Raw genomic sequence first — 19,661 nt, forward strand, 5'->3', positions numbered from 1 at the left:
GAATCGGAATCCCATGCCCCACATCCTCATCGTCGAAGATGAAGCCGCCATCGCCGACACGCTGCTCTATGCCCTGCAGGCCGAAGGTTTCGAGACGACCTGGCTGAACCTCGCGGGTGCCGCCCTCGAACGCCTGCAGCAGGGCACCTTCGACCTCGTCATCCTCGACGTCGGCCTGCCGGACATCAGCGGCTTCGAAGCCTGCAAGCAGCTTCGCCGTTTCTCCGACGTGCCGGTGATCTTCCTCACCGCGCGCAACGCCGAGATCGACCGCGTGGTGGGGCTGGAAATCGGCGCCGACGACTACGTCGTCAAACCTTTCAGCCCGCGTGAAGTCGCCGCGCGGGTCAAGGCCATCCTCAAACGCACCGCACCGCGCGAGGCGCCCGCCGCCGTCGCCGAATCCAACGGCCCATTCGAGGTGGACGAGGAGCGCTTCCAGATTCGCTACCACGGCCAGTCGCTGGCCCTGACCCGCCATGAATTCCGCCTGCTGCAAACGCTGCTGGCGCGACCCGAGCGGGTGTTCAGCCGCGAGCAGTTGCTCGATGCCCTGGGCGTCGCTGCCGACGCAGGCTACGAGCGCAACGTCGACAGCCACATCAAGAGCCTGCGCGCCAAGCTGCGCCAGGTCGCCCCCGCCGCCGAACCGATCCAGACCCACCGCGGCCTGGGCTACAGCTACGCGCCGGACAAGAGCTGATGCGCCTGTCGCTGCGGATCTTCCTGGTCTACTTCTTCTTCGTCGGGCTGACCGGCTGGTTCGTCCTGCGCACGGTGATGGACGAGATTCGTCCCGGCGTGCGCCAGTCCAGCGAAGAGACCCTGGTGGATACCGCCAACCTGCTGGCCGAGATTCTCCAGGGCGACGTGAGGAGCGGCACCCTCGACCAGAGTCGGCTGCCCGCCATCCTCCGTGCCTATGGCGCGCGCAGTCCGCAGGCGGATATCTGGGGCGTGAACAAGACTGCGGTGAACCACCGCATCTACGTCACCGACGCACGCGGTATCGTCCTGCTGGATTCCCTCGGCCAGGCCGTGGGCCAGGACTATTCGCGCTGGAACGACGTCTACCGGACCCTGCGAGGCCAGTACGGCGCGCGCTCCAGCCGTGAGTCGGCGGACGACCCGGAGTCCTCGGTGATGTACGTCGCCGCGCCGATCCGCGATGGCGAGAAGATCATCGGCGCGGTCTCGGTCTCCAAACCCAACCGCACGCTGCAGCCCTATATCGACCGTTCGCAGCGGCGCCTCGCGTGGCTCGGTGCGGGGCTGATCGTGCTCGGCCTGCTGGTGGGCGCGGGGCTGTCCTGGTGGCTGAGCCGCTCGCTGGATCGCCTGACGCGGTACGCCCAGGCCGTCAGCGAAGGACGCCGCGCAGAGCTGCCGCGCTATCGCGGTGGCGAGATGGCGCAACTGGCCGGCGCCGTGGAGCGCATGCGTGTGCAACTGGAGGGCAAGGATTACGTCGAGCGCTACGTGCACACCCTGACCCACGAACTGAAGAGCCCGCTGGCGGCGATCCGTGGCGCGGCGGAGCTGCTCGAAGGCGAGATGCCCGCCGAGCAGCGAGCGCGCTTCGTCGGCAACATCGCCGGCGAAAGCGAGCGCCTGCAGCAACTGATCGAACGGTTGCTGAACCTAGCCCAGGTGGAACAGCGCCAGGGGCTGGAAGAGCGCGTGCCGGTGGCCTTGCATGAACTGGCGAGCGAACTGATCGACGAGCGTATGGCGCGGGTGCAGGGCGTGCAGCTGGAGAACGCTATTCCATCGCAGGCGACGGTACACGGCGAGCGCTTCCTGCTGCGCCAGGCGCTGGGAAACCTGCTGGACAACGCACTGGATTTCACGCCGGCCGGCGGTGTGATTCGCTTCGAAGCGCAGCGCGAAGGCGAGGGCTGGCGCGTCGAGCTGTTCAACCAGGGTGAAGCCATTCCGGAGTTCGCCCTGCCGCGCCTGACCGAGCGTTTCTACTCTCTGCCGCGCCCAGCGAGCGGCCGCAAGAGCACCGGGCTGGGGCTCAATTTCGTGGCCGAGGTGGCAACGCTGCACGGCGGTGAATTGAGTGTCGAAAACGTCGAGGGCGGGGTGCGCGCGAGCCTGCTCTTGCCCTCGTAGGAGCGGAGCTTCTCCGCGATGCTCTTTGCGTGTGATGGGCCTTTCGCGGACAAGGTCCGCTCCTACGAAAAGCCATAGCCACACAATCCCCACAGAAGCTCCACATTTCTCCCCGAGCGTCACCACGCGCGAACCCCAAGCTCTCTCCGTCTTCCATCCACGGAGAAAGCCTTCGATGAACCGCCAACTCGGCATCAAGCTCGGCGCCATTGCGCTGCTGATCGTCCTCCTGCTGATACCCCTGCTGATGATCGACGGCCTGGTCGACGAGCGTCAGAACTACCGCGACGAGGTCCTGCAGGACATTGCCCGCAGCGCCAGTTACAGCCAGCAGCTCACCGGCCCGCTGGTGGTCGTGCCCTACACCCGCACCATTCGCGCCTGGCGCCTGGACAAGGCCAGCCAGCAGCGCGTGCTGCAGGAGCGCGAGGTGCGCGGGCGGCTGTACTTCCTGCCGGAAGTTTTCAGCCTCGACGGCCAGATGCGCACCGAACTGCGCCATCGCGGCATCTACGAGGCGCGCCTGTTCCATGCCGACAGCCAGGTCAGCGGCAGCTTCGTCCTGCCGGCCAACTACGGCATCACCAGCGATCTGGGCAGCTACCGTTTCGATGACCCGCTGCTGGCGGTGGGCATCAGTGATGTGCGCGGCATCGAGAATGCGCCGAAGCTGAAGGTTGGCGAAGAGCTGCGCGACTTCCAGCCGGGCACCCAGAGCCAGTTCCTCGGTAACGGCGTGCATGCCGTGCTGCCATTCAAGGCCAGCGACCGCGAGCAGCGTTTCGACTATGCCTTCGAGCTTTCGCTGCTGGGCAGCAGCCGGCTGGACATCACCCCGGTGGGTCGTGACAGTCAGGTCAACCTGGTCTCGGACTGGCCGCACCCCAGCTTCGGCGGCGAGTTCCTGCCTACCGAGCGCAGTGTCAGCGACCAGGGCTTCAGCGCGCGCTGGCGCACCAGTTTCTTCGCCACCAACCTGGAGGACCAGTTGCGCGCCTGCACGTCGACGACCGATGTCGCTCGTGCTGTGACCGTAGACGATGCAGAGGCTGTTCGTGCCTCCTCCGCCGAGTGCAGCGAGTTCGGCCAGCACCGCTTCGGTGTGGCGCTGGTGGACCCGGTGGACCAGTACCTGAAGACTGACCGTGCGGTGAAGTACGCACTGCTGTTCATCGTCCTCACCTTCGCCGGCTTCTTCCTCTTCGAAGTGCTCAAGCGCCTGTCGGTGCATCCGATCCAGTACGCGCTGGTGGGCATGGCGCTGGCGCTGTTCTACCTGTTGCTGCTGTCGCTCTCCGAGCACCTCGGCTTCGAGCTGGCCTACCTATTGTCCGCCGGCGCCTGCGTCGGGTTGATCGGCTTCTACCTCTGCCACGTTTTGCGCAGCCTGTGGCGTGGCGCCGGTTTCAGCCTGGGTCTCGCCGGGCTCTACGGAATGCTTTACGCGCTGCTCAGCGCCGAGGACTACGCGTTGCTGATGGGCTCCCTGCTGCTGTTCGGTGTGCTCGGTGGCGTGATGGTGCTGACCCGCCGGCTGGACTGGTACGGCATCGGCAAGCCCCGTGGCGATGACCTGGAATTTTCCCTGGACGATGTGCGCGTACAGCGCTGAGGAGAGTCGTGATGACCAACGTGATGCGCTTTTCCCTGTGCCTGTTCGCCGGCCTGCTGATCAGCGGACTGTGCCTGCCGCTGCTTATGTTCATCGGCCGCTTCGACTGGATCGCTCTGCTGGTGGCTAGCGGCAAGCCGTTGGCGCATGTCGCCCTGCTGTTGCCGGGCGATCTGTGGGAGCAGCTCACCGGCGTCGAGGACGCGGCGAACAATCCCCACGTGCGCTCCTTCCTGGAGATGTGTATGGGAGTCGCCCAGCTCGGCCTGCTGCTGGCGCTGCCGATCTATCGCTTCGGCCGCCAGGAGAAGCAGTCATGAGTGCGTGGACCGGGCTGCGCGAAGAGCGCGAGGTGGGACGGCGGCTGGCGCGTCGGATCGCCGGGTTGTTCGAGCAGGGGATGGGGCGGAGGGAGATGCGTGATGAACGATTTCAGCGGCGGGTGGTGCGGCACGGCCAGCCGATGATGAAGACCTGGCGCAGCCGGCTTGCCCTCACCCCAACCCTCTCCCGAGGGGAGAGGGGGCTGGGCGGTGCGGGATGGCGGGTCTGGAGCATGCCGGAGCCGTCTCTGAGCTGGGCACCGTAGCCCTCGTGGAGCGCAACGATACCCACCGACCCGTCAGGCCGGCACGGTGGCCTGCATCGACGGCCGCTGGCTGACCTCGGTGAACCACTTCGCCAGTTGCGGATAGTCGGCGCGCCAATCCCAGTGCGGCTGGCGGAAGTCGAGGTAGCCCAGCGCGCAGGCGACGCCGATGGCGGCGATGTCGAAGCGCTCGGCCAGTTCGGCGTGCGCCGGGCCGTCGAAGTAGGCGAGGGTGCGGACGATCTTCAACTGCTGGTTGTCCAGCCATTTGTCCCAGTGTTTCTCCTGAGGGCGCATGGCGGTTTCGTAGCGGATCAGCACGGCGGCATCCAGTACCGCGTCGGCCAGCGAAGCGAGGGTCAGGCGGCGCCAGCGTGCCGCGCCGTCGCAGGGGATCAGCGGTTCGCCGGCGTGCTGCTGGTCGAGGTATTCGAGGATCACCCGGCTGTCATGCAGGGTCTGGCCATCGGTCAGACGCAGGGCGGGAATCTTGCCGGCGGGGTTGTCCTGCAGCACGCCGGCGTCCGGCGCGATGGGCGTGTGGACGGCGGCGTACAGCTCCACGGAGTCGGCCTGGCCAGTCTCGTGCAGCAGGACCATGACCTTGCGCACGAAGGGCGAAGCGGCGGCGTGGAACAGGATGGGGCGGGTACTCATCGACGACTCCTTGGTCGGTTCAATCTTGTATGACGACCAGGCGGTCGGTGCCGGATTCGGCACCCCACACCTCGCCGGGCCGGCCGAGCAGCTGGCGTACATTGGCGTGTTCATGGTCGCTCGGGTAGGCGGTGAATCTCTCGCTTTGCGGATCGAAGCGCAGCAGGGCATTGGCGGCGAAGTCGCTCAGCCACACCTGGTCCATGGCGTCGACGTAGACCGCGTAGGGCTGCGGGTGATCGCCCGGTAGCTTCCAGGTTTTCCATTTGCTGTCGCTGGGGTCGAAGCGCGCCAGGCTTCCGGCGTTCCACTGGCTGATCCACAGCCGCCCCACGGAGTCGGCCCACAGGCGACGCGGGCCGCTGTTGCTGCCGGGCGCGTCGAAGGTGGTGGCGCTGTCGGCGATGTCGTCGACCTGGCCGATGTAGTTGCCCGCCAGGGACGCGTACCAGACGCCTCCATCCGGAGCCACGGCGATGCCGTAGGGGCCTTTGCCGCGCGGCGCCGGCCAGACCTTCAGGTCGCGGCTGTCCGGGTCGAGACGGCCGTAGAAACCGTTCTGCCCGGTGAACCACAGCACGCCGTCGTCATCGAATACCGCAGTGTTGAGGTTGGCATCGGCCGCCTCCTTGGGCAGCGGGATGACTTCCACGCCCAGGCGCTGGGCGTCCACGTGGACGATGGCATTGAGGCCACTGTCGGTGATCCAGGCGTCGCCGTTGTCGTCGGCGATCACGCCGTGGGGGCTGGAGCCCTTGCTGAGGCTGATCTGCTCGCTCTGCCCGGTCTGCGGATCGAGCCGGCCGAGCACGCCGAGCTTCTGCGCGGTGTACCAGACCTTGCCGTCTTCGGTGGGCGCCACGTCGTGCGGGCCGGAACCCTTGGGCAGATCGAAGTACTTCACTTGCGTGGCGTGGGCGCCGGTGGCCAGCAACAGGCCGGAGAGCAGCAGGCAGCTCAGGGGGAGGGACAGGACGCGAGGCATGGGCTCTCCTTGGCAGAGTCCGGAAGGTGATGAGACTGTACGCCGGTCAGTGTGGCCGATGAAACGAAGGAGAGCGGTTGTGACGACGATTTCCGTATTGGGGGCGGCCTGCCGCCAGGGCTCGCCGGTGAACGACGATGCCATCGGCTACACCGCGCAGGCGGCCTGGGTGCTGGATGGTGCGACCAGTCTCGGGCAGGGGCTGGTTGGCGGCGAGAGCGATGCGCGCTGGCTGGCGCAGAGCGCCAATGGACATCTTCAGCGCCTGCTGGAGGAGCAGCCGTACAGGCCGACTCAAGACCTGCTGGCGCAATTGCAGGCGGGCATCGCTGCGGATTTCCAGCGAGATTCCGGCGTGGCTGTGAGCCTTGATCTGAACCTGCCCACCGCCTGCCTGAGTCTGTTGCGGGTGCTGGGCGATGGCTCGCTGGAGCTGCTCAATCTCTGCGACACCTGCATCCACCTGGCGTGGGATGACGGGCATGTGGAGAGCTTCGGCGACACACCGCTGGAGGAGATCGATCGCCAGTCGGTGCAACGCCTGCTGGCGCTGCGCGAGGCGAATCCGGACTGGACCCACGCGCAACTCTGGCAGGCCAGCCGCGAATGGGTACGGCGCAACCGTGCGCTGGCGAATACGTCGGAGGGCTATTGGTGCCTCGATCCGAGCGAGCGCTGGATTCCCCATGTGCAGCGCCGGGTTCTCGACCCGGCGGGATTGAAGGCGTTCATGCTGGTGACCGATGGTTTCGATCGGCTGCTGGATTTCCGCCGCTACGATCTGGACGCACTGTTCGCGGCGCTGCCCGAGCGTGGCGTGGAGGCACTGATCGATGAGCTGCGCGCGCTGGAAGTCGCCGATGGCCAGGCGCTGGATTATCCGCGCCTGAAGATCCATGACGATGCGAGCGTGGTGTGGGGAGCGGTGCACCGCTGAGCATCGGGCTCCGCTCGGTAGGGTAGGGCGCATAGCGTTTGGACGGCAGATAACCCGTTCCGGGGGCGCTCCGTGATGAGTCCGCATTGCGCTGGTAGCCATCGCGGACAGAGTCCGCTCCTACGAAAAGCAAAAAGCCCCGCGACGAAAGAAGCGGGGCTTTCTGTTGGTGCTGATAGCGGGGTGAATCGGGCGCCGGCGCTATGCGGCCACCGGGCTCACCGTGCCCATCACCACTTGTAGGTCACGCTCGCCACCACTTTGCGCTGGTCGCCGTAGTAGCAGTAGTAACCGTCGCAGGTGGAGATGTAGTCCTTGTTGAACAGGTTGGTGGCGTTGACCGCGACCGACGCGCCGTTGAGGCTGCTGTCCAGCTTGCCCAGGTCGTAGTGCACCGCGGCGTCGTAGACGGTGTAGGAACCGGCGTAACCATCGAAGGTGTTGGCCTGGTCGCCGTAGGTGTCGCCCACGTAGCGCACGCCGTAGCCGACGCCGAAGCCGTTGAGCATGCCGGCGTGCCAGGTGTAGTCAGCCCACAGGGATGCCGCGTTGCGCGGGATCAGCTGCAGGCGGTTGCCGGCGTACTGGCCCTTCTTCACTTCGGTATCGGTGTAGCTGTAGCTGCCGATCAGCTTGAGGTTCTCGGTCAGGTTGGAGTTGGCTTCCAGCTCCAGGCCGGTGACCTTCACTTCGCCAGTCTGGCTGGAAACCGGGACACCGCCGACGTTCTCGGAGACCGACACGTTTTCCTGGCGCAGGTCATACACGGCGGCGGTCAGCAGGGTGTCGCTGCCCACCGGCTGGTACTTCACGCCCAGTTCCCATTGCTTGCCTTCGGTCGGCTTGAACGACTCGGTGCTGGAGACGTCCGCGCCGGTGGTCGGCTGGAACGACTCGGAGTAGGACAGGTAGGGCGCGATGCCGTTGTCGAAGATGTAGCTCAACGCCGCGTTGCCGCTGAACTGGCGGTCGGTCTCGGACGCAGTGGTGTCGCCCTTGTTGCGGAACCTGGTGTCGGTGTGTACCCAGTCATAGCGGCCGCCCAGGGTCAGGCGCCAGTTGTCCAGGGCGATCTGGTCCTGCACGTAGGCGCCGGTCTGGTTGATCTTCTGGCGATAGTCGTAGAACGCGTCCGAACGCGGAGGCGTGACGATCGGCTGGCCGTAGATCGGGTGCACCACGTTGGTCGGCGGCACGGCATAGCCGTAGATCGAGGTGTAGCTGGTGTCCAGGCGGTTGTGGTCCAGGCCCAGCAGCACGGTGTGCTTGAGCGCGCCGGTGTCGAAGTCGGCCTGGAAGTTGTTGTCCACCACGAACTGATCCAGGTCTTCGTCCACCGAGGTGCTGACGCGGTTCAGGGTGCCGTCGTCGCTCACGGTGTCGAGGTAGCCGCCCGGAGTCAGCGCATCGAACGACAGGTCGTTCTTCATGTAGCGCAGGTTCTGGCGGAACTGCCAGACGTCGTTGAGGCGGTGCTCGAAGGCGTAGCCCAGCCACCAGGTGGTGCGGTCGTAGTTTTCCCAGTCCGGGTCGCCCAGGTTCTTGTGGTGCGAGATGTCGCCGAAGGGCGCGTCGTACTTGGTGCCCTTGAGCGGCAGGAAGGCGCTGGTGATGCCGGTATCGTCTCGGGTGAACTGGCTGAGGAAGGTCAGCTTGGTGTCGTCGTCGATGTTCCAGGTCAGGCTCGGCGCGAGGTTGTAGCGCTTGTCCGGGATGTGATCGATCTGCGTGTTGCTGTCGCGCACCACGCCGCTGACGCGGTACAGGAAGCGACCTTCGTCATCCAGCGGGCCGGTGCTGTCGAAGTTGATCTGCTTGTGGTTGTAGCTGCCGGCCTGCAGCTGCACGGCGTTGGCCTGCTGGGCCTGTGGGCGCAGGCTGGTCATGTCCAGCAGGCCGCCGGGCGGGGTCTGGCCGTAGACCGAGGACGCCGGGCCACGCAGGGCGGCGACGCGCTCCAGGTCCCAGGTATCCAGCTTCGGGTTGGCATAGACGCCGGTGGCCATCGGCAGGCCATCGAGGAACTGAGTCGGCTCGAAGCCGCGGATGCGCAGCCAGTCGGAACGGGTGTCGCTGCCATAGCTGCTCGCCACGGTACCCGGCATGTAGCGCACGGCGTCGTCGATGTTCTGCACGCCACGGTCCTGCATCTGCTCGCGGGTGGCCACGGAGATGGACTTGGCGGTTTCCAGGATCGGTGTGTCGGTCTTGGTGCCGATACGCGAGCGGGTGGCCACGTAGCCGACCGCCGGGCCGTCCGGGTCTTCCTGGGCAGCGCTGATGGTGGTGGCCGACATCGACAGGGTGTCGCTGGGCTCCGGACGCAGGCTGTAGCTGCCCGACTCGCTTTCCACCAGCTCGAGGCCGGTGCCCTGCAGCGCCTGACGCAGCGCGCTGGCAGCGTCGAAGCGCCCCTGCACGGCATGTGCGCTGCGGCCCTGGGCCAGCGCCGGGTCGAGACTCAGGCTCAGGCCGGCTTCGGCGGCGATGCGGTTGAGGGTGCTGGCCAGCGGTCCGGCCGGCACTTGGTAGTCACGCACGGCGTCGGCGGCGATGGCCGAGGAGGTAGCCAGCAGAATGGCGGTGGCCAACAGACAGGGGCGAAGCGAAAGCTCGAACGGGCGGCGCATTGAAAACGACTCCTGAATGAAAACGTTTCTCGATGCCTCCTTGCCGGACGAGAATTGAAAAGTGATAGGGCTGGGTGAAAAAAATCTTCAAGGCCTGCCGGAGCGGGCTTTCGTAGGAGCGGAGCTTCTCCGCGATGCTCTTCAGCGGCATGTGGATTCGCGGACAAGGTCCGCTCCTGCGGGGCGTTTGCTTCAGCCGCGCGGCACCACGCGGGACCACCACTGGCCGTGCTTCGCGATGCGCACCGGCAGCGTCGGTTCCAGCGAGCTCAGTGCCAGGTCGATGTTCTGCAGCGGGAAGCTGCCGGTAATACGCAGGTCGGCTACTGCCGGATCGACGGCGAGATAGCCAGGGCTGTAGCGCGCCAACTGGTCGACCAGATCGCCCAGGCGCACGTTGTCGACCACCAGCATGCCGTGGGTCCAGGCATCGGCCGTGACGCTGTTGGCTTCCACCGGGCCGAGCCCATCAGCGCGCACGCGTACGTGCTGGCCCTGGTTGATCACCTTTTCGTCCGGCAGCAGGTCGGGCCGCGCCGCGACCGCCGATTGCAGGACGCTCAGCAGCGTGCCGTCACCCCCATCGCGCTCCACCAGGAAGCGCGTGCCAAGGGCGCGCAGGCGGCCTTCGTCGGTCTCGACGATGAAGGGGCGGCTGTCGCCGTGGGCAGTTTCCACCAGGATCTCGCCGCTGAGCAGGACGATGCGTCGCTGCTCGGCGTCGAAGCGTACGTCGACGGCGGTGCGGCTATTCAGCTTGAGCAGGGTGTTGTCCGGCAGGCGCAGTTCGCGCTGCTCGCCGGTGGCGGTGACCAGGTCGGAGAAGGCGTAGCGCACCGGCGTGTAGCGATTGCCGACGCCCAGCGCCAGCGCGCCGACCAGCAGCAGCGACAGCCCGGTCCCAACCAGCCGGCGGACCTTGCGCCGCGACTCGCCGGGCGAGCGCAGCAAAGCGCTGCGTGCGGCCTTGGGCGCGGCGCCGGCAAGGCTGCGATCGAGCATGCCCAGTTGGCTCCAGGCGCGGGCGTGTTCGCTGTGGGCGGAGTGCCAGCGGGCGAAGGCGGCTTCGTCGTCCGGGCGAGATTCACCGGAACCCAGGCGCAGCTGCCAGCTGATCGCCTCGTCCAGCACCTGCAGGGAGACCGGTCCCGTCACGTCGGCTCGCCGTACAGGGCGATGTAGCACTGGCGCAGACCCTGGGCGATGTATTGGCGCACCCGCGGCACGGAAACGCCCAGTTGCTCGGCGATCTCGGCATGACCCAGGCCATCCAGGCGGTTGAGCAGGAAGGCGCTGCGCGCGCGGGTGGAGAGTTTGCCCAGCAGGCGATCGATTTCGCGCAGGTCGGCGAGGATCAGACAGTGCTCCTCGGCGGAGGGCTGCACCGCTTCGGGCAGGCACTTGAGCTCCTCGAGATACGCCTGCTCCAGCGCCACGCGGCGCCAGTGATCTACCAGCAGGCCCTTGGCGACGGTGACCAGGAAGGCGCGGGGTTCACGCAGGGAGGGCAGCTCGCGACGGCCGAGCACGCGGACGAAGGTGTCCTGGCTCAGGTCTTCGGCGCGCTGGGGACAGCCCAGGCTGCGGTTCAGCCAGGCGGTCAGCCAGTCGCGGTGATCGCGATACAAGGCGCCAACGAGTTCGCCGCTACCCATCTGGATGGCCGACACGCTACTCCCCCAATGATCCCGAATGGGATTAAGCTCAAAAACGATAACTATTCGCAAATGATCGCAAAGTGTAAGCACGCACGCAATTGGCGCCCGTCGGCTTTTGTTCACCGTTCGCAGCGCGATCTACAATCGGACGTCCTTTTCACAAGAAGAATCCACCATGTCCGAACCGCTGCTGATCATTGGCTCCTACCTCTCGCCCTATGTGCGCAAGGCGCTTGTCCTGCTCGAACTCAAGGGCGTGGATTACCGTGTCGATTCCGTGGTGCCCTTCTTCGGCAATGAGGAATTCGAGCGCCTGAGCCCGCTGCGCCAGGTGCCGGTGCTGGTGGATGGCGAGTTGGTGCTCAACGATTCCTCGGTGATCTGCCAGTACCTCGAAGAACGTTATCCACAGCCCGCGCTCTACCCGGCGGATGTCACCGACCGCGCCTGCGCGCGCTGGATCGAGGAGTTCGCCGACAGCCGCATGGGCCAGGTGGTGATCTGGCAGTTGTTCGACCAACTGGTGATCGGCCGTGGCGTCTGGGGCCGCGAGCCGGATGCGGCGGTGCTGGAGAAGACCTATCAGCAGGACCTGCCAGCGGTCTTCGACTATCTGGAAGCCCAGTTGCCGGCGAGCGGCTGGCTGTTCGGCGAGCTGTCCATCGCCGACCTCAGCGTCGCCTGCTTCATGCGCAACGCGCAGTTCGCCCGCTACCAGCTCGACGCGCAGCGCTGGCCGAAGCTGGCGGCGATGCTGGAAGCGGCCTTCGCGCTGCCGGCATTCGAGAAGCTCAACCAGTTCGAGCGCGCCATTGCCCGCACGCCGATCCTGCAACAGCGCGAGGCGCTGATCGCGGCGGGCGCGCCGGTCAGCGAGGTCAGCCACATGCGCGAGCAGCCGGTGCGCGGCCCCATGAGCCGCTGCTGATCAGCCCCTCTGCAGGAAGCTCCAGAGCCGTTGCGCGACCGGGCCGTGGGAGCGGTCCCGACGGCGTGCGGCGACCAGTTCCTCACGGCGTCCCGGCAGCTGTGCGCCGCTGAGATCGTGCAGGCGGCCATCGGCCAACTCTGCCTCTACCAGGTGACGCGGCAAGTGGCCCCAGGCCAGGCCGTGGAGTACCAGTTCCTTCTTCATCGTCTGGTCGGGCACGGTGCATTGCGGCGCGCCGTCCAGGGTGAAGAACTCCACTGGCGGCGAGTGCCGGGCACTGTCGCGCATGACGCATTGGGTGAGCGGGCGCAGGTGTTCCGGGCCGATGTTCTCCCTGTCTGGCAGGAGCGTCGGTGCGATCACCGGGACGAAATCCACGGCGCCCAGGTCCAGCCACTCCAGGCGCGGATCGGCCTTGTCGATGCGGTGCAGGATCAGCTCCGCCTCGTCGTCCAATAACCGTTCCAGCGGGCCGCTGACGCTTTCGAAATACAGTTGCAGGCGCGTCTGCGGTTCGCCGGCGAAGAAGCGCGCCAATCGTTCCAGCAGGGCGGGGCGCGGGCAGAAGTCGCCGACCACCACGCGCAGTTCGCTTTCCTCTCCGGCGGCCAGGTGCGTGGCGTGGTCGCGCAGGCCGCCCAGCTCGCGCAGCAGGCCCTGGGCGCGGCGATGGAAGGATTGGCCGGCGACGGTGAGGCCGACGCGGTAGCCGCTGCGGTCCAGCAGCGCGAAACCGAGCTGGCGCTCCAGCCGGGCGACGGCGGCGAATACCGCCGGGTGCGAGCGGTGCAACTGTTGCGCCGCGGCCTGGAAGCCACCGGCGGCCACCACCGCGTCGAAGCACTGCAGGTCGTGCAGGGTGAAATCGTGCATGTCAGCTTTCCTGATAATCATGTTCAGCTCTTTGTAATTTCTTCGGAATGTTCCGGCAACTACCGTCGTCTCCACCCTTCACTGACGGAGACGCTCCCATGAGCCCGCTGCACTACCTGACGACACGCGACGACACCCGTATCGCCTACCGCCTGGATGGCGCCGCCGACTTGCCACTGCTGGTGCTGTCCAACTCCATCGGCACCGACCTGCACATGTGGGACGGCCAGGTTGCCGCGCTGAGCGAGCACTTCCGCGTCCTGCGCTATGACGCTCGTGGGCACGGCGCTTCCAGTGTGCCGCCGGGGCCGTACTCGCTGGCGCGGCTGGGTGAAGACGTTATCGAGCTACTGGATACGCTGGGCGTTCCGCGGGCGCATTTTCTCGGCTTGTCGCTCGGTGGCTTCGTCGGCCAATGGCTGGCGCTGAACACGCCGCAGCGCATCGAGCGGCTGGTGTTGGCGAACACGTCCGCCTGGTTGGGGCCTCAGGACCAGTGGGACGCGCGCATCGCCGAGGTGCTGGAGGCCGAAGACATGCAGGGCACCGCCGCGACCTTCCTCGGTAACTGGTTCCCGGCGACCTGGCTGGCGCAAAACCGCCCGGAGGTCGAGCCGTTCCGCGCGACGCTGCTGGCAACCAACCGGCATGGGCTGGCCGGTTCCTTCGCTGCCGTGCAGGAAACCGATCTGCGCACGGCCTTGCGGGACGTCCGTCTGCCCACTCTGGTGATCGCTGGTCAGTTCGACACCGTCACCGCCGCCAGCCACAGCGAGCTGATCGCCGAAGCGATTCCCGGCGCTCGTCTGCTCACGCTGCCGGCCGTGCACTTGTCGAACATCGAGTTCCCCCGCGAGTTCGAAGGCGCGGTGCTGGACTTCCTGCTGGCTTGCTGAATGAACAAGGCCGCCCGAAGGCGGCCTTGTCGTTTATCCACAACCTCAATGGTGCGCTGCGTCCACCGCGATGGATTCGCCGCAGACATCCATGTAGGCGCGTTTGCGGTCGGCCAGGGTGTAGTGGATCAGCGCGCCGAGCCCGGCGCCGAAGAACCAGGAGAACTGCGACAGCGCTTCGAACGCCGGCACCAGCGCCAGCACGATGGCGATCAGCGCGGCCGGGACGAACGCCGCCACCGCGCGCAGGTTGACCCCGCCGCTGAAGTGATAGGCCGCCTCGCGGCTTTCGCTGTAGAGCTCCGGCAGGTTCACCCGGCCACGGCGCACCAGGTAGTAATCGGTGACCATGATCCCGTACAGCGGACCGAGCAGGGCGCCCAGGCCGCCGAGGAAATACACGATTACCGCCGGGCTGTTGTACAGGTGCCACGGCAGGATCAGCACGGCGATGGTGGCGCTGAGCAGGCCGGCGCGGCGGAAGTTCAGCAGGTTCGGCGCGAGGTTGGTCAGCACGTACGCGGGGGCGACGAAGTTGGCCATGATGTTCACCGCCACGGTAACGATCAGGAACGCCAGGCAGGCCAGCACCAGGCCGAAGGTGTTGGGAATGGCGGCGACGATCTCGGTGGGGTTCTGCACCAGCTTGCCGTCGATGCTGAACTGCGCGCCGGCCAGCACCACGGCGATCAACGCGAAGCCCAGCATGTTCACCGGCAGGCCCCAGAAGTTGCCCACGCTGATGGTGCGGCGGTCCGGGCAATTGCGGGTGAAGTCGCAGAAGTTGAGGATCATGGTGCCGTACAGCGAGACCCACAGTGCGGCGGCGCCCAGGACCTTCAGCCACATGGTCGAGCCGGTCGGCGCGTTGCCGCTGGACCAGGCAATCGACAGCCCGGCGCGCCAGTACATCCAGCCGGCGAGGCTGGCGAAGGCGACGAGGATGATCGGGCCGGCGAAGGATTCGTAGCGGCGCACCATCTCCATGCCATAGGCGAAGATCACCAACTGAACGCACCAGATGCCGAGGAAAGTGATCCAGCCGAGGGTCGACAGGCCGAGGATCGAGTCCTGGTCGTAGGCAGCAAGACTCGGTGCAATGGCGGTGAGCAGCACCCGCAGCACGACCGAGGCGAGGAAGGTCTGGATGCCGAACCAGGCGATGGCGATCACCGCACGGATCAGCGCCGGCACCTGGGCGCCGTGGATGCCGAAGCTGATGCGGCACATCACCGGGTAGGGCAGGCCGGTCTTCTGGCCCATGTAGCCGGAGAGGTTCATCAACCCGTAGATCACCAGCGCGCCGAGGGCGAAGGCGGCGAGGATCTGTGCGCCGCTCATGCCGAGGGCGAAGAGGCCGATGGCGAAGGAGTAGTTGGCGATGTTGTGCACATCGTTGGTCCACAGCGCGAACAGGCTGTAGCGACCCCAATTGCGGCCCGCAGCCTTGGTCGGTGCCAGGTCGGCGCTGTACAGACGCGGGCTCAAGGTGGGCGCGGCGCCGCTGGCGGGAGCCGCGCTATCGACAGATAAGGGAGAGGAAACGCCGGACAGGTGGGTAGGGCTGGAGTTCATGGGCTACTCGGCTTTGTATGCACGGCTTTTTGTGGTTTGTGTGCAAAAGCCAATTCCGTGCCAGCCCAGTTCTCCTTGCAGTTCCGGTTGCCTTTCTACTTCCCTTGGAATCGAGCAGAGCCCTTGTTTGGTGCGGCTTTGCCAGGTGCTCGAGTGGTCAGGAAATAATTTTCCCATAGCAATCATTGACTTGAGAGTCAGCTCTTGCGGGTGTGGGAAATAGGCGGATTGGGGGTTTTGTACACAATAATTGTGCGCATGTGTTACGCGTGAAGTCTGAAGTGGCTTAAAGGCAATCGCGGACAAGGTCCGCTCCTACACAGGAGCGTCCCCTCGGCGTAGGAGCGGACTCTGTCCGCGATCGGGTGGGACCGGCGCCAATCCCAACCGGTAGGCACAAAAAAACCGCCCCGAAGGGCGGTTTCTTCAACGCATCGCGAAGTCCTTACAGACCGTTCTTGGCCTTGAACTCGCGACGGCGGCGGTGCAGGACCGGCTCGGTGTAGCCGTTGGGCTGCTTGGTGCCTTCGATAACCAGTTCCAGTGCGGCCTGGAAGGCCACGTTGTCGTCGAAGTTCGGCGCCATCGGGCGATACAGGGCATCACCGGCGTTCTGGCGGTCAACCACCGGCGCCATGCGCTTGAGGCTTTCCAGCACTTGCTCTTCGGTCACCACGCCGTGGCGCAGCCAGTTGGCCAGCAGCTGGCTGGAGATGCGCAGGGTCGCGCGGTCTTCCATCAGGCCGACGTCGTTGATGTCCGGCACCTTGGAGCAGCCGACGCCCTGGTCGATCCAGCGCACCACGTAGCCGAGGATGCCCTGCGAGTTGTTGTCCAGCTCGTTCTTGATCTCTTCCGCGCTCCAGTTAGTGTTGGGGGCGAGCGGAATGGTCAGGATGTCGTCCACCGAAGCCGGTGCGCGCTTGGCCAGTTCGGCCTGACGAGCGAACACGTCGACCTTGTGGTAGTGCAGCGCATGCAGGGTGGCGGCGGTCGGCGAGGGAACCCAGGCGGTGTTGGCGCCAGCCAGCGGGTGAGCGATCTTCTGCTCGAGCATGGCGGCCATCAGGTCGGGCATGGCCCACATGCCTTTGCCGATCTGCGCCTTGCCCTGCAGGCCGGTGGCCAGGCCGACGTCGACGTTGTTGTTCTCGTAGGAACCGATCCACTTCTCGGTCTTCATGGCGCCCTTGCGCACCATGGCGCCGGCTTCCATGGAGGTGTGGATTTCGTCACCGGTGCGGTCGAGGAAGCCGGTGTTGATGAACACCACGCGCTCGGCGGCGGCCTTGATGCAGGCCTTCAGGTTGACGGTGGTGCGGCGCTCTTCGTCCATGATGCCGACTTTCAGCGTGTTGCGCGGCAGGCCCAGCAGGTCCTCGACGCGGCTGAAGATCTCGGCGGCGAAGGCGACTTCTTCCGGGCCGTGCATCTTCGGCTTCACGATGTAGACGCTGCCGGTGCGGCTGTTCTTGCGGGTAGCACTGCCGTTCAGGTTGTGAATGGCGATCAGGCTGGTGAACAGGCCGTCCTGGATGCCTTCGGGCACTTCGTTGCCCTGGGCGTCGAGGATCGCCGGGTTGGTCATCAGGTGGCCAACGTTACGGATGAACAGCAGCGAGCGGCCATGCAGGCTCAGCTCGGAACCATCGGCCTTGGTGTAGACGCGGTCCGGGTTCATGGTGCGGGTGAAGGTGCTGCCGCCCTTGGAGACCTGCTCGGCGAGGTCGCCTTTCATCAGGCCCAGCCAGTTGCGGTAGACCACGACCTTGTCGTCGGCGTCCACAGCGGCCACGGAGTCTTCACAGTCCATGATGGTGGTCAGCGCGGACTCCATCAGGACGTCTTTCACGCCAGCGGCGTCGGTCTGGCCGATCGGGCTGGTGGGGTCGATCTGGATTTCGAAGTGCAGGCCGTTGTGCTTGAGCAGCACGGCTTTTGGCTTGGCGGCTTCGCCCTGGAAGGCTAGGAACTGAGCGGCGTTCTTCAGGCCGGTCTCGCTGCCATTCTTCAGGGTGACGGCGAGGGCGCCGTTCTTCACTACATAGGCAGTGGCGTCGACGTGGGAACCGGTTTCCAGCGCAGCGGCTTCGTCGAGGAAGGCGCGGGCGAAGGCGATGACCTTGTCACCACGGACCTTGTTGTAGCCCTTGCCCTTCTCGGCGCCGTTCTCTTCGCTGATCGCGTCGGTGCCGTACAGTGCGTCGTACAGCGAGCCCCAGCGGGCGTTCGCGGCGTTCAGGGCGAAGCGGGCGTTCATCACCGGCACCACCAGCTGCGGGCCGGCCATGCGGGCGATTTCTTCGTCGACGTTCTGGGTGCTGGCCTGGAAGTCGGCCGGCTCGGGCAGCAGGTAACCGATTTCCTGCAGGAAGGCCTTGTAGGCGGCCGCGTCATGCGGCTGGCCGGCGCGGGCCTGGTGCCAGCCATCGACCTTCGCCTGGATCTCGTCGCGCTTGGCGAGCAGGGCCTTGTTCTTGGGGGCCAGGTCGTTGATTACGGTTTCGACACCTGCCCAGAACTTGCCGGCTTCGATGCCGGTGCCGGGAATGGCTTCGTTGTTCACGAAGTCGAACAGGACTTTGGCGACCTGCAGGCCACCGACTTGAACGCGTTCAGTCATTGCTTGCCTCACTCTGCTCAGGACCAGCTCTGGACACAGGCAAAACGCCTTGTAGTCCGAGCCGCGGAATACTACATGATGCCGTGGGAAAAATCAGTGGGCTAGCGTCGCGGTTAGACCAAAGTACGCATATCAGTCACGTAGCAGGTCATATGTTCGCAAAATTCATTTGGATTGTTCCAGATAAATCTTAAAACTGTACACGTATAACCTGTTCGGGTACCTGTGGCAGCCCGTCGCAGCCGTCTAACATCGCCATGCCTATACTGTTTCTTCCCCTTGGAGAATCCCGCATGTCCGTGACGCTTGCCACCCCCACCGATCTGGATGACCTGGTCCCGCTGTTCTCCGGCTACCTCGATTTCTACGAAGTGCCCGCGCCGCACGCCAGCATCCGTGAGTTTCTCCAGGCGCGCATCGGCAGCGGCCAGTCCACCGTGTTCATCGCCCGCAGCATCGACGGGCTGGCCGTGGGGTTCGTGCAGCTCTACCCGTATTTCGCCTCGCTGGCATTGCAGTCGGCCTGGTTGCTGAGCGACCTTTACGTGACGCCCGCTGCACGCCGCGATGGCTATGGCGAGGCGCTGATGAACAAGGCGCGCGAACACGCCGAAGCAAACGGCGCCTGCGGCCTGATGCTGGAAACGGCCAAGACCAACCACGCGGGCCAGTCGCTTTACGAGCGCCTGGGTTACAAGCGTGACGACAAGTACTACACCTATTGGCTCGACCTCACGGCCTAGCCCTTCGCGGAGACTGCCCATGGACCACCTCGTATTGACCGTCATCGCCCAGGACCAACCCGGCCTGGTGGAGCGCGTGGCCCAGTGCATCGCCGCCCACGGCGGCAACTGGCTGGAAAGCCGCATGTCGCGCATGGCCGGGCAGTTCGCCGGGATCCTGCGCGTGGCGGTGCCGGCGGAGGGTTATGACGAGTTGGTGGAAGGCCTGCAGGAGCTGAGCGAGCACGGCATCCGCGTGCTGCTGGCGGAAAGCGGTATCGAGCCGACCTGCAACTGGAAGCCTATCCATCTTGATCTGGTGGGCAACGACCGCCCCGGTATCGTCCGCGACATTACCCGTCTGCTGGCCGAGCACGGCGTGAACCTGGAACGCCTGACCACCGAAGTCCTCCCTGCGCCCATGAGCAGCGAGCCGCTGTTCCACGCCGAGGCTCTGCTGGCGGTACCCCTGACCCTGCCGTTGGAAACCCTGCAGGGGAAGCTGGAAGAACTGGCGGATGACCTGATGGTGGAACTGAATTTCCACAGCGGAGACTGATTCCTTCGCTCCTTGAGCTTCGCCTGTGGAAAAACCTGTGGGCTCTCTGTTGAAGAATCGATGGAGAGCCCATTTTATTTAGGGTCCAGCGATGGCGGATTATCCCTAGGTAACGCCGCGGCTGTTCACAAATGGCGGGGACCACACCGTGGGCATTCTGTTGATAAGTAGCTGAACATCACGGGTACCGGGGCTTTGCCGAGGCTGTGTATTTTCTGACCAGTAAACAGTTGCGCGCTGGGTTCATTCGGCGCTGTGCACAATTCCACTGGAAGACTCTGTGGAGAAGCCGTTCA

18 protein-coding genes are annotated in these 19,661 nt (G+C 65.5%); 10 read left to right on the forward strand and 8 right to left on the reverse strand.

Translation table 11 applies throughout. The features are described from left to right. Positions 1-13 precede the first annotated feature (13 nt). The 5 genes from creB to JVX91_RS07805 all read left to right on the forward strand — a co-directional run bounded on the left by creB (position 14) and on the right by JVX91_RS07805 (position 4,319). Positions 14-703 (forward strand): two-component system response regulator CreB, encoded by a 690-nt coding sequence (gene creB / locus JVX91_RS07785; RefSeq protein WP_205338741.1) that lies wholly within the window; start codon positions 14-16, stop codon positions 701-703. Beyond that, positions 703-2,118, forward strand: coding sequence for a two-component system sensor histidine kinase CreC (gene creC / locus JVX91_RS07790; RefSeq protein ID WP_205338742.1), 1,416 nt, complete (start codon positions 703-705; stop codon positions 2,116-2,118). The genes creB and creC overlap by 1 nt, the downstream gene beginning before the upstream one ends. Before the next feature lie 175 nt (positions 2,119-2,293). Next, positions 2,294-3,730 carry a cell envelope integrity protein CreD gene (gene creD / locus JVX91_RS07795; RefSeq protein WP_205338743.1) on the forward strand — a complete coding sequence of 479 codons (1,437 nt, stop codon included), beginning with the start codon at positions 2,294-2,296 and terminating at the stop codon, positions 3,728-3,730. A gap of 11 nt (positions 3,731-3,741) precedes the next feature. Beyond that, positions 3,742-4,050, forward strand: coding sequence for a hypothetical protein (locus tag JVX91_RS07800; RefSeq protein ID WP_205338744.1), 309 nt, complete (start codon positions 3,742-3,744; stop codon positions 4,048-4,050). Further along, entirely contained in the window at positions 4,047-4,319 is a 273-nt protein-coding gene (locus JVX91_RS07805) for an ABC transporter substrate-binding protein (RefSeq protein ID WP_205338745.1), read from the forward strand. Before JVX91_RS07800 ends, JVX91_RS07805 begins: the two co-directional genes overlap by 4 nt. A 33-nt stretch (positions 4,320-4,352) precedes the next feature. Here the strand turns inward: JVX91_RS07805 and JVX91_RS07810 are convergent, their stop codons facing one another. Continuing rightward, positions 4,353-4,976, reverse strand: a complete 624-nt coding sequence (locus JVX91_RS07810; RefSeq protein ID WP_205338746.1) for a glutathione S-transferase — start codon at positions 4,974-4,976, stop codon at positions 4,353-4,355. Between the two features lie 19 nt (positions 4,977-4,995). Then, positions 4,996-5,961, reverse strand: coding sequence for an SMP-30/gluconolactonase/LRE family protein (locus tag JVX91_RS07815; protein WP_205338747.1), 966 nt, complete (start codon positions 5,959-5,961; stop codon positions 4,996-4,998). 79 nt (positions 5,962-6,040) lie between these two features. Between JVX91_RS07815 and JVX91_RS07820 the strand changes: the two genes are divergently transcribed. Then, positions 6,041-6,898 carry a protein phosphatase 2C domain-containing protein gene (locus tag JVX91_RS07820; RefSeq protein WP_205338748.1) on the forward strand — a complete coding sequence of 286 codons (858 nt, stop codon included), beginning with the start codon at positions 6,041-6,043 and terminating at the stop codon, positions 6,896-6,898. A gap of 230 nt (positions 6,899-7,128) precedes the next feature. On the opposite strand, the gene JVX91_RS07825 is transcribed toward JVX91_RS07820, so the two are convergent. From JVX91_RS07825 to JVX91_RS07835, 3 genes are all read right to left on the reverse strand, one after another. Next, entirely contained in the window at positions 7,129-9,528 is a 2,400-nt protein-coding gene (locus JVX91_RS07825) for a TonB-dependent siderophore receptor (RefSeq protein WP_205338749.1), read from the reverse strand. Positions 9,529-9,720: 192 nt separating this feature from the next. Beyond that, positions 9,721-10,683, reverse strand: a complete 963-nt coding sequence (locus JVX91_RS07830) for a FecR family protein (RefSeq protein WP_205338750.1) — start codon at positions 10,681-10,683, stop codon at positions 9,721-9,723. Next, a complete protein-coding gene (locus JVX91_RS07835) occupies positions 10,680-11,198 on the reverse strand; it encodes an RNA polymerase sigma factor (RefSeq protein WP_205338751.1) in 519 nt (172 codons plus the stop codon). The genes JVX91_RS07830 and JVX91_RS07835 overlap by 4 nt, the downstream gene beginning before the upstream one ends. 163 nt (positions 11,199-11,361) lie before the next feature. Here JVX91_RS07835 and JVX91_RS07840 point away from each other — a divergent pair, with 163 nt between their 5' ends. Continuing rightward, on the forward strand, positions 11,362-12,114 hold the full coding sequence (locus JVX91_RS07840; protein WP_205338752.1) for a glutathione S-transferase family protein: 753 nt from the start codon (positions 11,362-11,364) through the stop codon (positions 12,112-12,114). Here the strand turns inward: JVX91_RS07840 and JVX91_RS07845 are convergent, their stop codons facing one another. Continuing rightward, positions 12,115-12,990: a LysR family transcriptional regulator gene (locus JVX91_RS07845; protein ID WP_205338753.1), complete on the reverse strand. Its 876-nt coding sequence runs from the start codon at positions 12,988-12,990 to the stop codon at positions 12,115-12,117. A 98-nt stretch (positions 12,991-13,088) separates the two neighbouring features. On the opposite strand from JVX91_RS07845, the gene pcaD reads away from it, so the two are divergent. After that, positions 13,089-13,886, forward strand: a complete 798-nt coding sequence (gene pcaD, locus JVX91_RS07850; protein WP_205338754.1) for a 3-oxoadipate enol-lactonase — start codon at positions 13,089-13,091, stop codon at positions 13,884-13,886. Between the two features lie 45 nt (positions 13,887-13,931). Here the strand turns inward: pcaD and JVX91_RS07855 are convergent, their stop codons facing one another. Beyond that, positions 13,932-15,461, reverse strand: a complete 1,530-nt coding sequence (locus JVX91_RS07855; protein WP_205338755.1) for an NCS1 family nucleobase:cation symporter-1 — start codon at positions 15,459-15,461, stop codon at positions 13,932-13,934. A gap of 445 nt (positions 15,462-15,906) precedes the next feature. Further along, on the reverse strand, positions 15,907-18,084 hold the full coding sequence (locus JVX91_RS07860; protein WP_205338756.1) for a malate synthase G: 2,178 nt from the start codon (positions 18,082-18,084) through the stop codon (positions 15,907-15,909). Positions 18,085-18,377: 293 nt separating this feature from the next. On the opposite strand from JVX91_RS07860, the gene JVX91_RS07865 reads away from it, so the two are divergent. Together JVX91_RS07865 and JVX91_RS07870 are read left to right on the forward strand one after the other, a co-directional pair. Beyond that, positions 18,378-18,827 (forward strand): GNAT family N-acetyltransferase, encoded by a 450-nt coding sequence (locus tag JVX91_RS07865; protein ID WP_205338757.1) that lies wholly within the window; start codon positions 18,378-18,380, stop codon positions 18,825-18,827. A gap of 19 nt (positions 18,828-18,846) precedes the next feature. Continuing rightward, complete coding sequence (locus JVX91_RS07870) at positions 18,847-19,365, forward strand: glycine cleavage system protein R (protein WP_205338758.1); 519 nt, start codon at positions 18,847-18,849, stop codon at positions 19,363-19,365. Positions 19,366-19,661: the final 296 nt, after the last annotated feature.

Source organism: Pseudomonas sp. PDNC002 (assembly GCF_016919445.1).
GTDB lineage: Bacteria > Pseudomonadota > Gammaproteobacteria > Pseudomonadales > Pseudomonadaceae > Pseudomonas.

Bases quoted from the DNA above. Each gene is read 5' to 3' on its own strand.
- creB (WP_205338741.1), top strand. From the start codon at position 14: ATGCCCCACATCCTCATCGTCGAAGATGAAGCCGCCATCGCCGACACG.
- creC (WP_205338742.1), top strand. From the start codon at position 703: ATGCGCCTGTCGCTGCGGATCTTCCTGGTCTACTTCTTCTTCGTCGGG.
- creD (WP_205338743.1), top strand. From the start codon at position 2,294: ATGAACCGCCAACTCGGCATCAAGCTCGGCGCCATTGCGCTGCTGATC.
- JVX91_RS07800 (WP_205338744.1), top strand. From the start codon at position 3,742: ATGACCAACGTGATGCGCTTTTCCCTGTGCCTGTTCGCCGGCCTGCTG.
- JVX91_RS07805 (WP_205338745.1), top strand. From the start codon at position 4,047: ATGAGTGCGTGGACCGGGCTGCGCGAAGAGCGCGAGGTGGGACGGCGG.
- JVX91_RS07810 (WP_205338746.1), bottom strand. From the start codon at position 4,976: ATGAGTACCCGCCCCATCCTGTTCCACGCCGCCGCTTCGCCCTTCGTG.
- JVX91_RS07815 (WP_205338747.1), bottom strand. From the start codon at position 5,961: ATGCCTCGCGTCCTGTCCCTCCCCCTGAGCTGCCTGCTGCTCTCCGGC.
- JVX91_RS07825 (WP_205338749.1), bottom strand. From the start codon at position 9,528: ATGCGCCGCCCGTTCGAGCTTTCGCTTCGCCCCTGTCTGTTGGCCACC.
- JVX91_RS07840 (WP_205338752.1), top strand. From the start codon at position 11,362: ATGTCCGAACCGCTGCTGATCATTGGCTCCTACCTCTCGCCCTATGTG.
- JVX91_RS07845 (WP_205338753.1), bottom strand. From the start codon at position 12,990: ATGCACGATTTCACCCTGCACGACCTGCAGTGCTTCGACGCGGTGGTG.
- pcaD (WP_205338754.1), top strand. From the start codon at position 13,089: ATGAGCCCGCTGCACTACCTGACGACACGCGACGACACCCGTATCGCC.
- JVX91_RS07855 (WP_205338755.1), bottom strand. From the start codon at position 15,461: ATGAACTCCAGCCCTACCCACCTGTCCGGCGTTTCCTCTCCCTTATCT.
- JVX91_RS07860 (WP_205338756.1), bottom strand. From the start codon at position 18,084: ATGACTGAACGCGTTCAAGTCGGTGGCCTGCAGGTCGCCAAAGTCCTG.
- JVX91_RS07865 (WP_205338757.1), top strand. From the start codon at position 18,378: ATGTCCGTGACGCTTGCCACCCCCACCGATCTGGATGACCTGGTCCCG.
- JVX91_RS07870 (WP_205338758.1), top strand. From the start codon at position 18,847: ATGGACCACCTCGTATTGACCGTCATCGCCCAGGACCAACCCGGCCTG.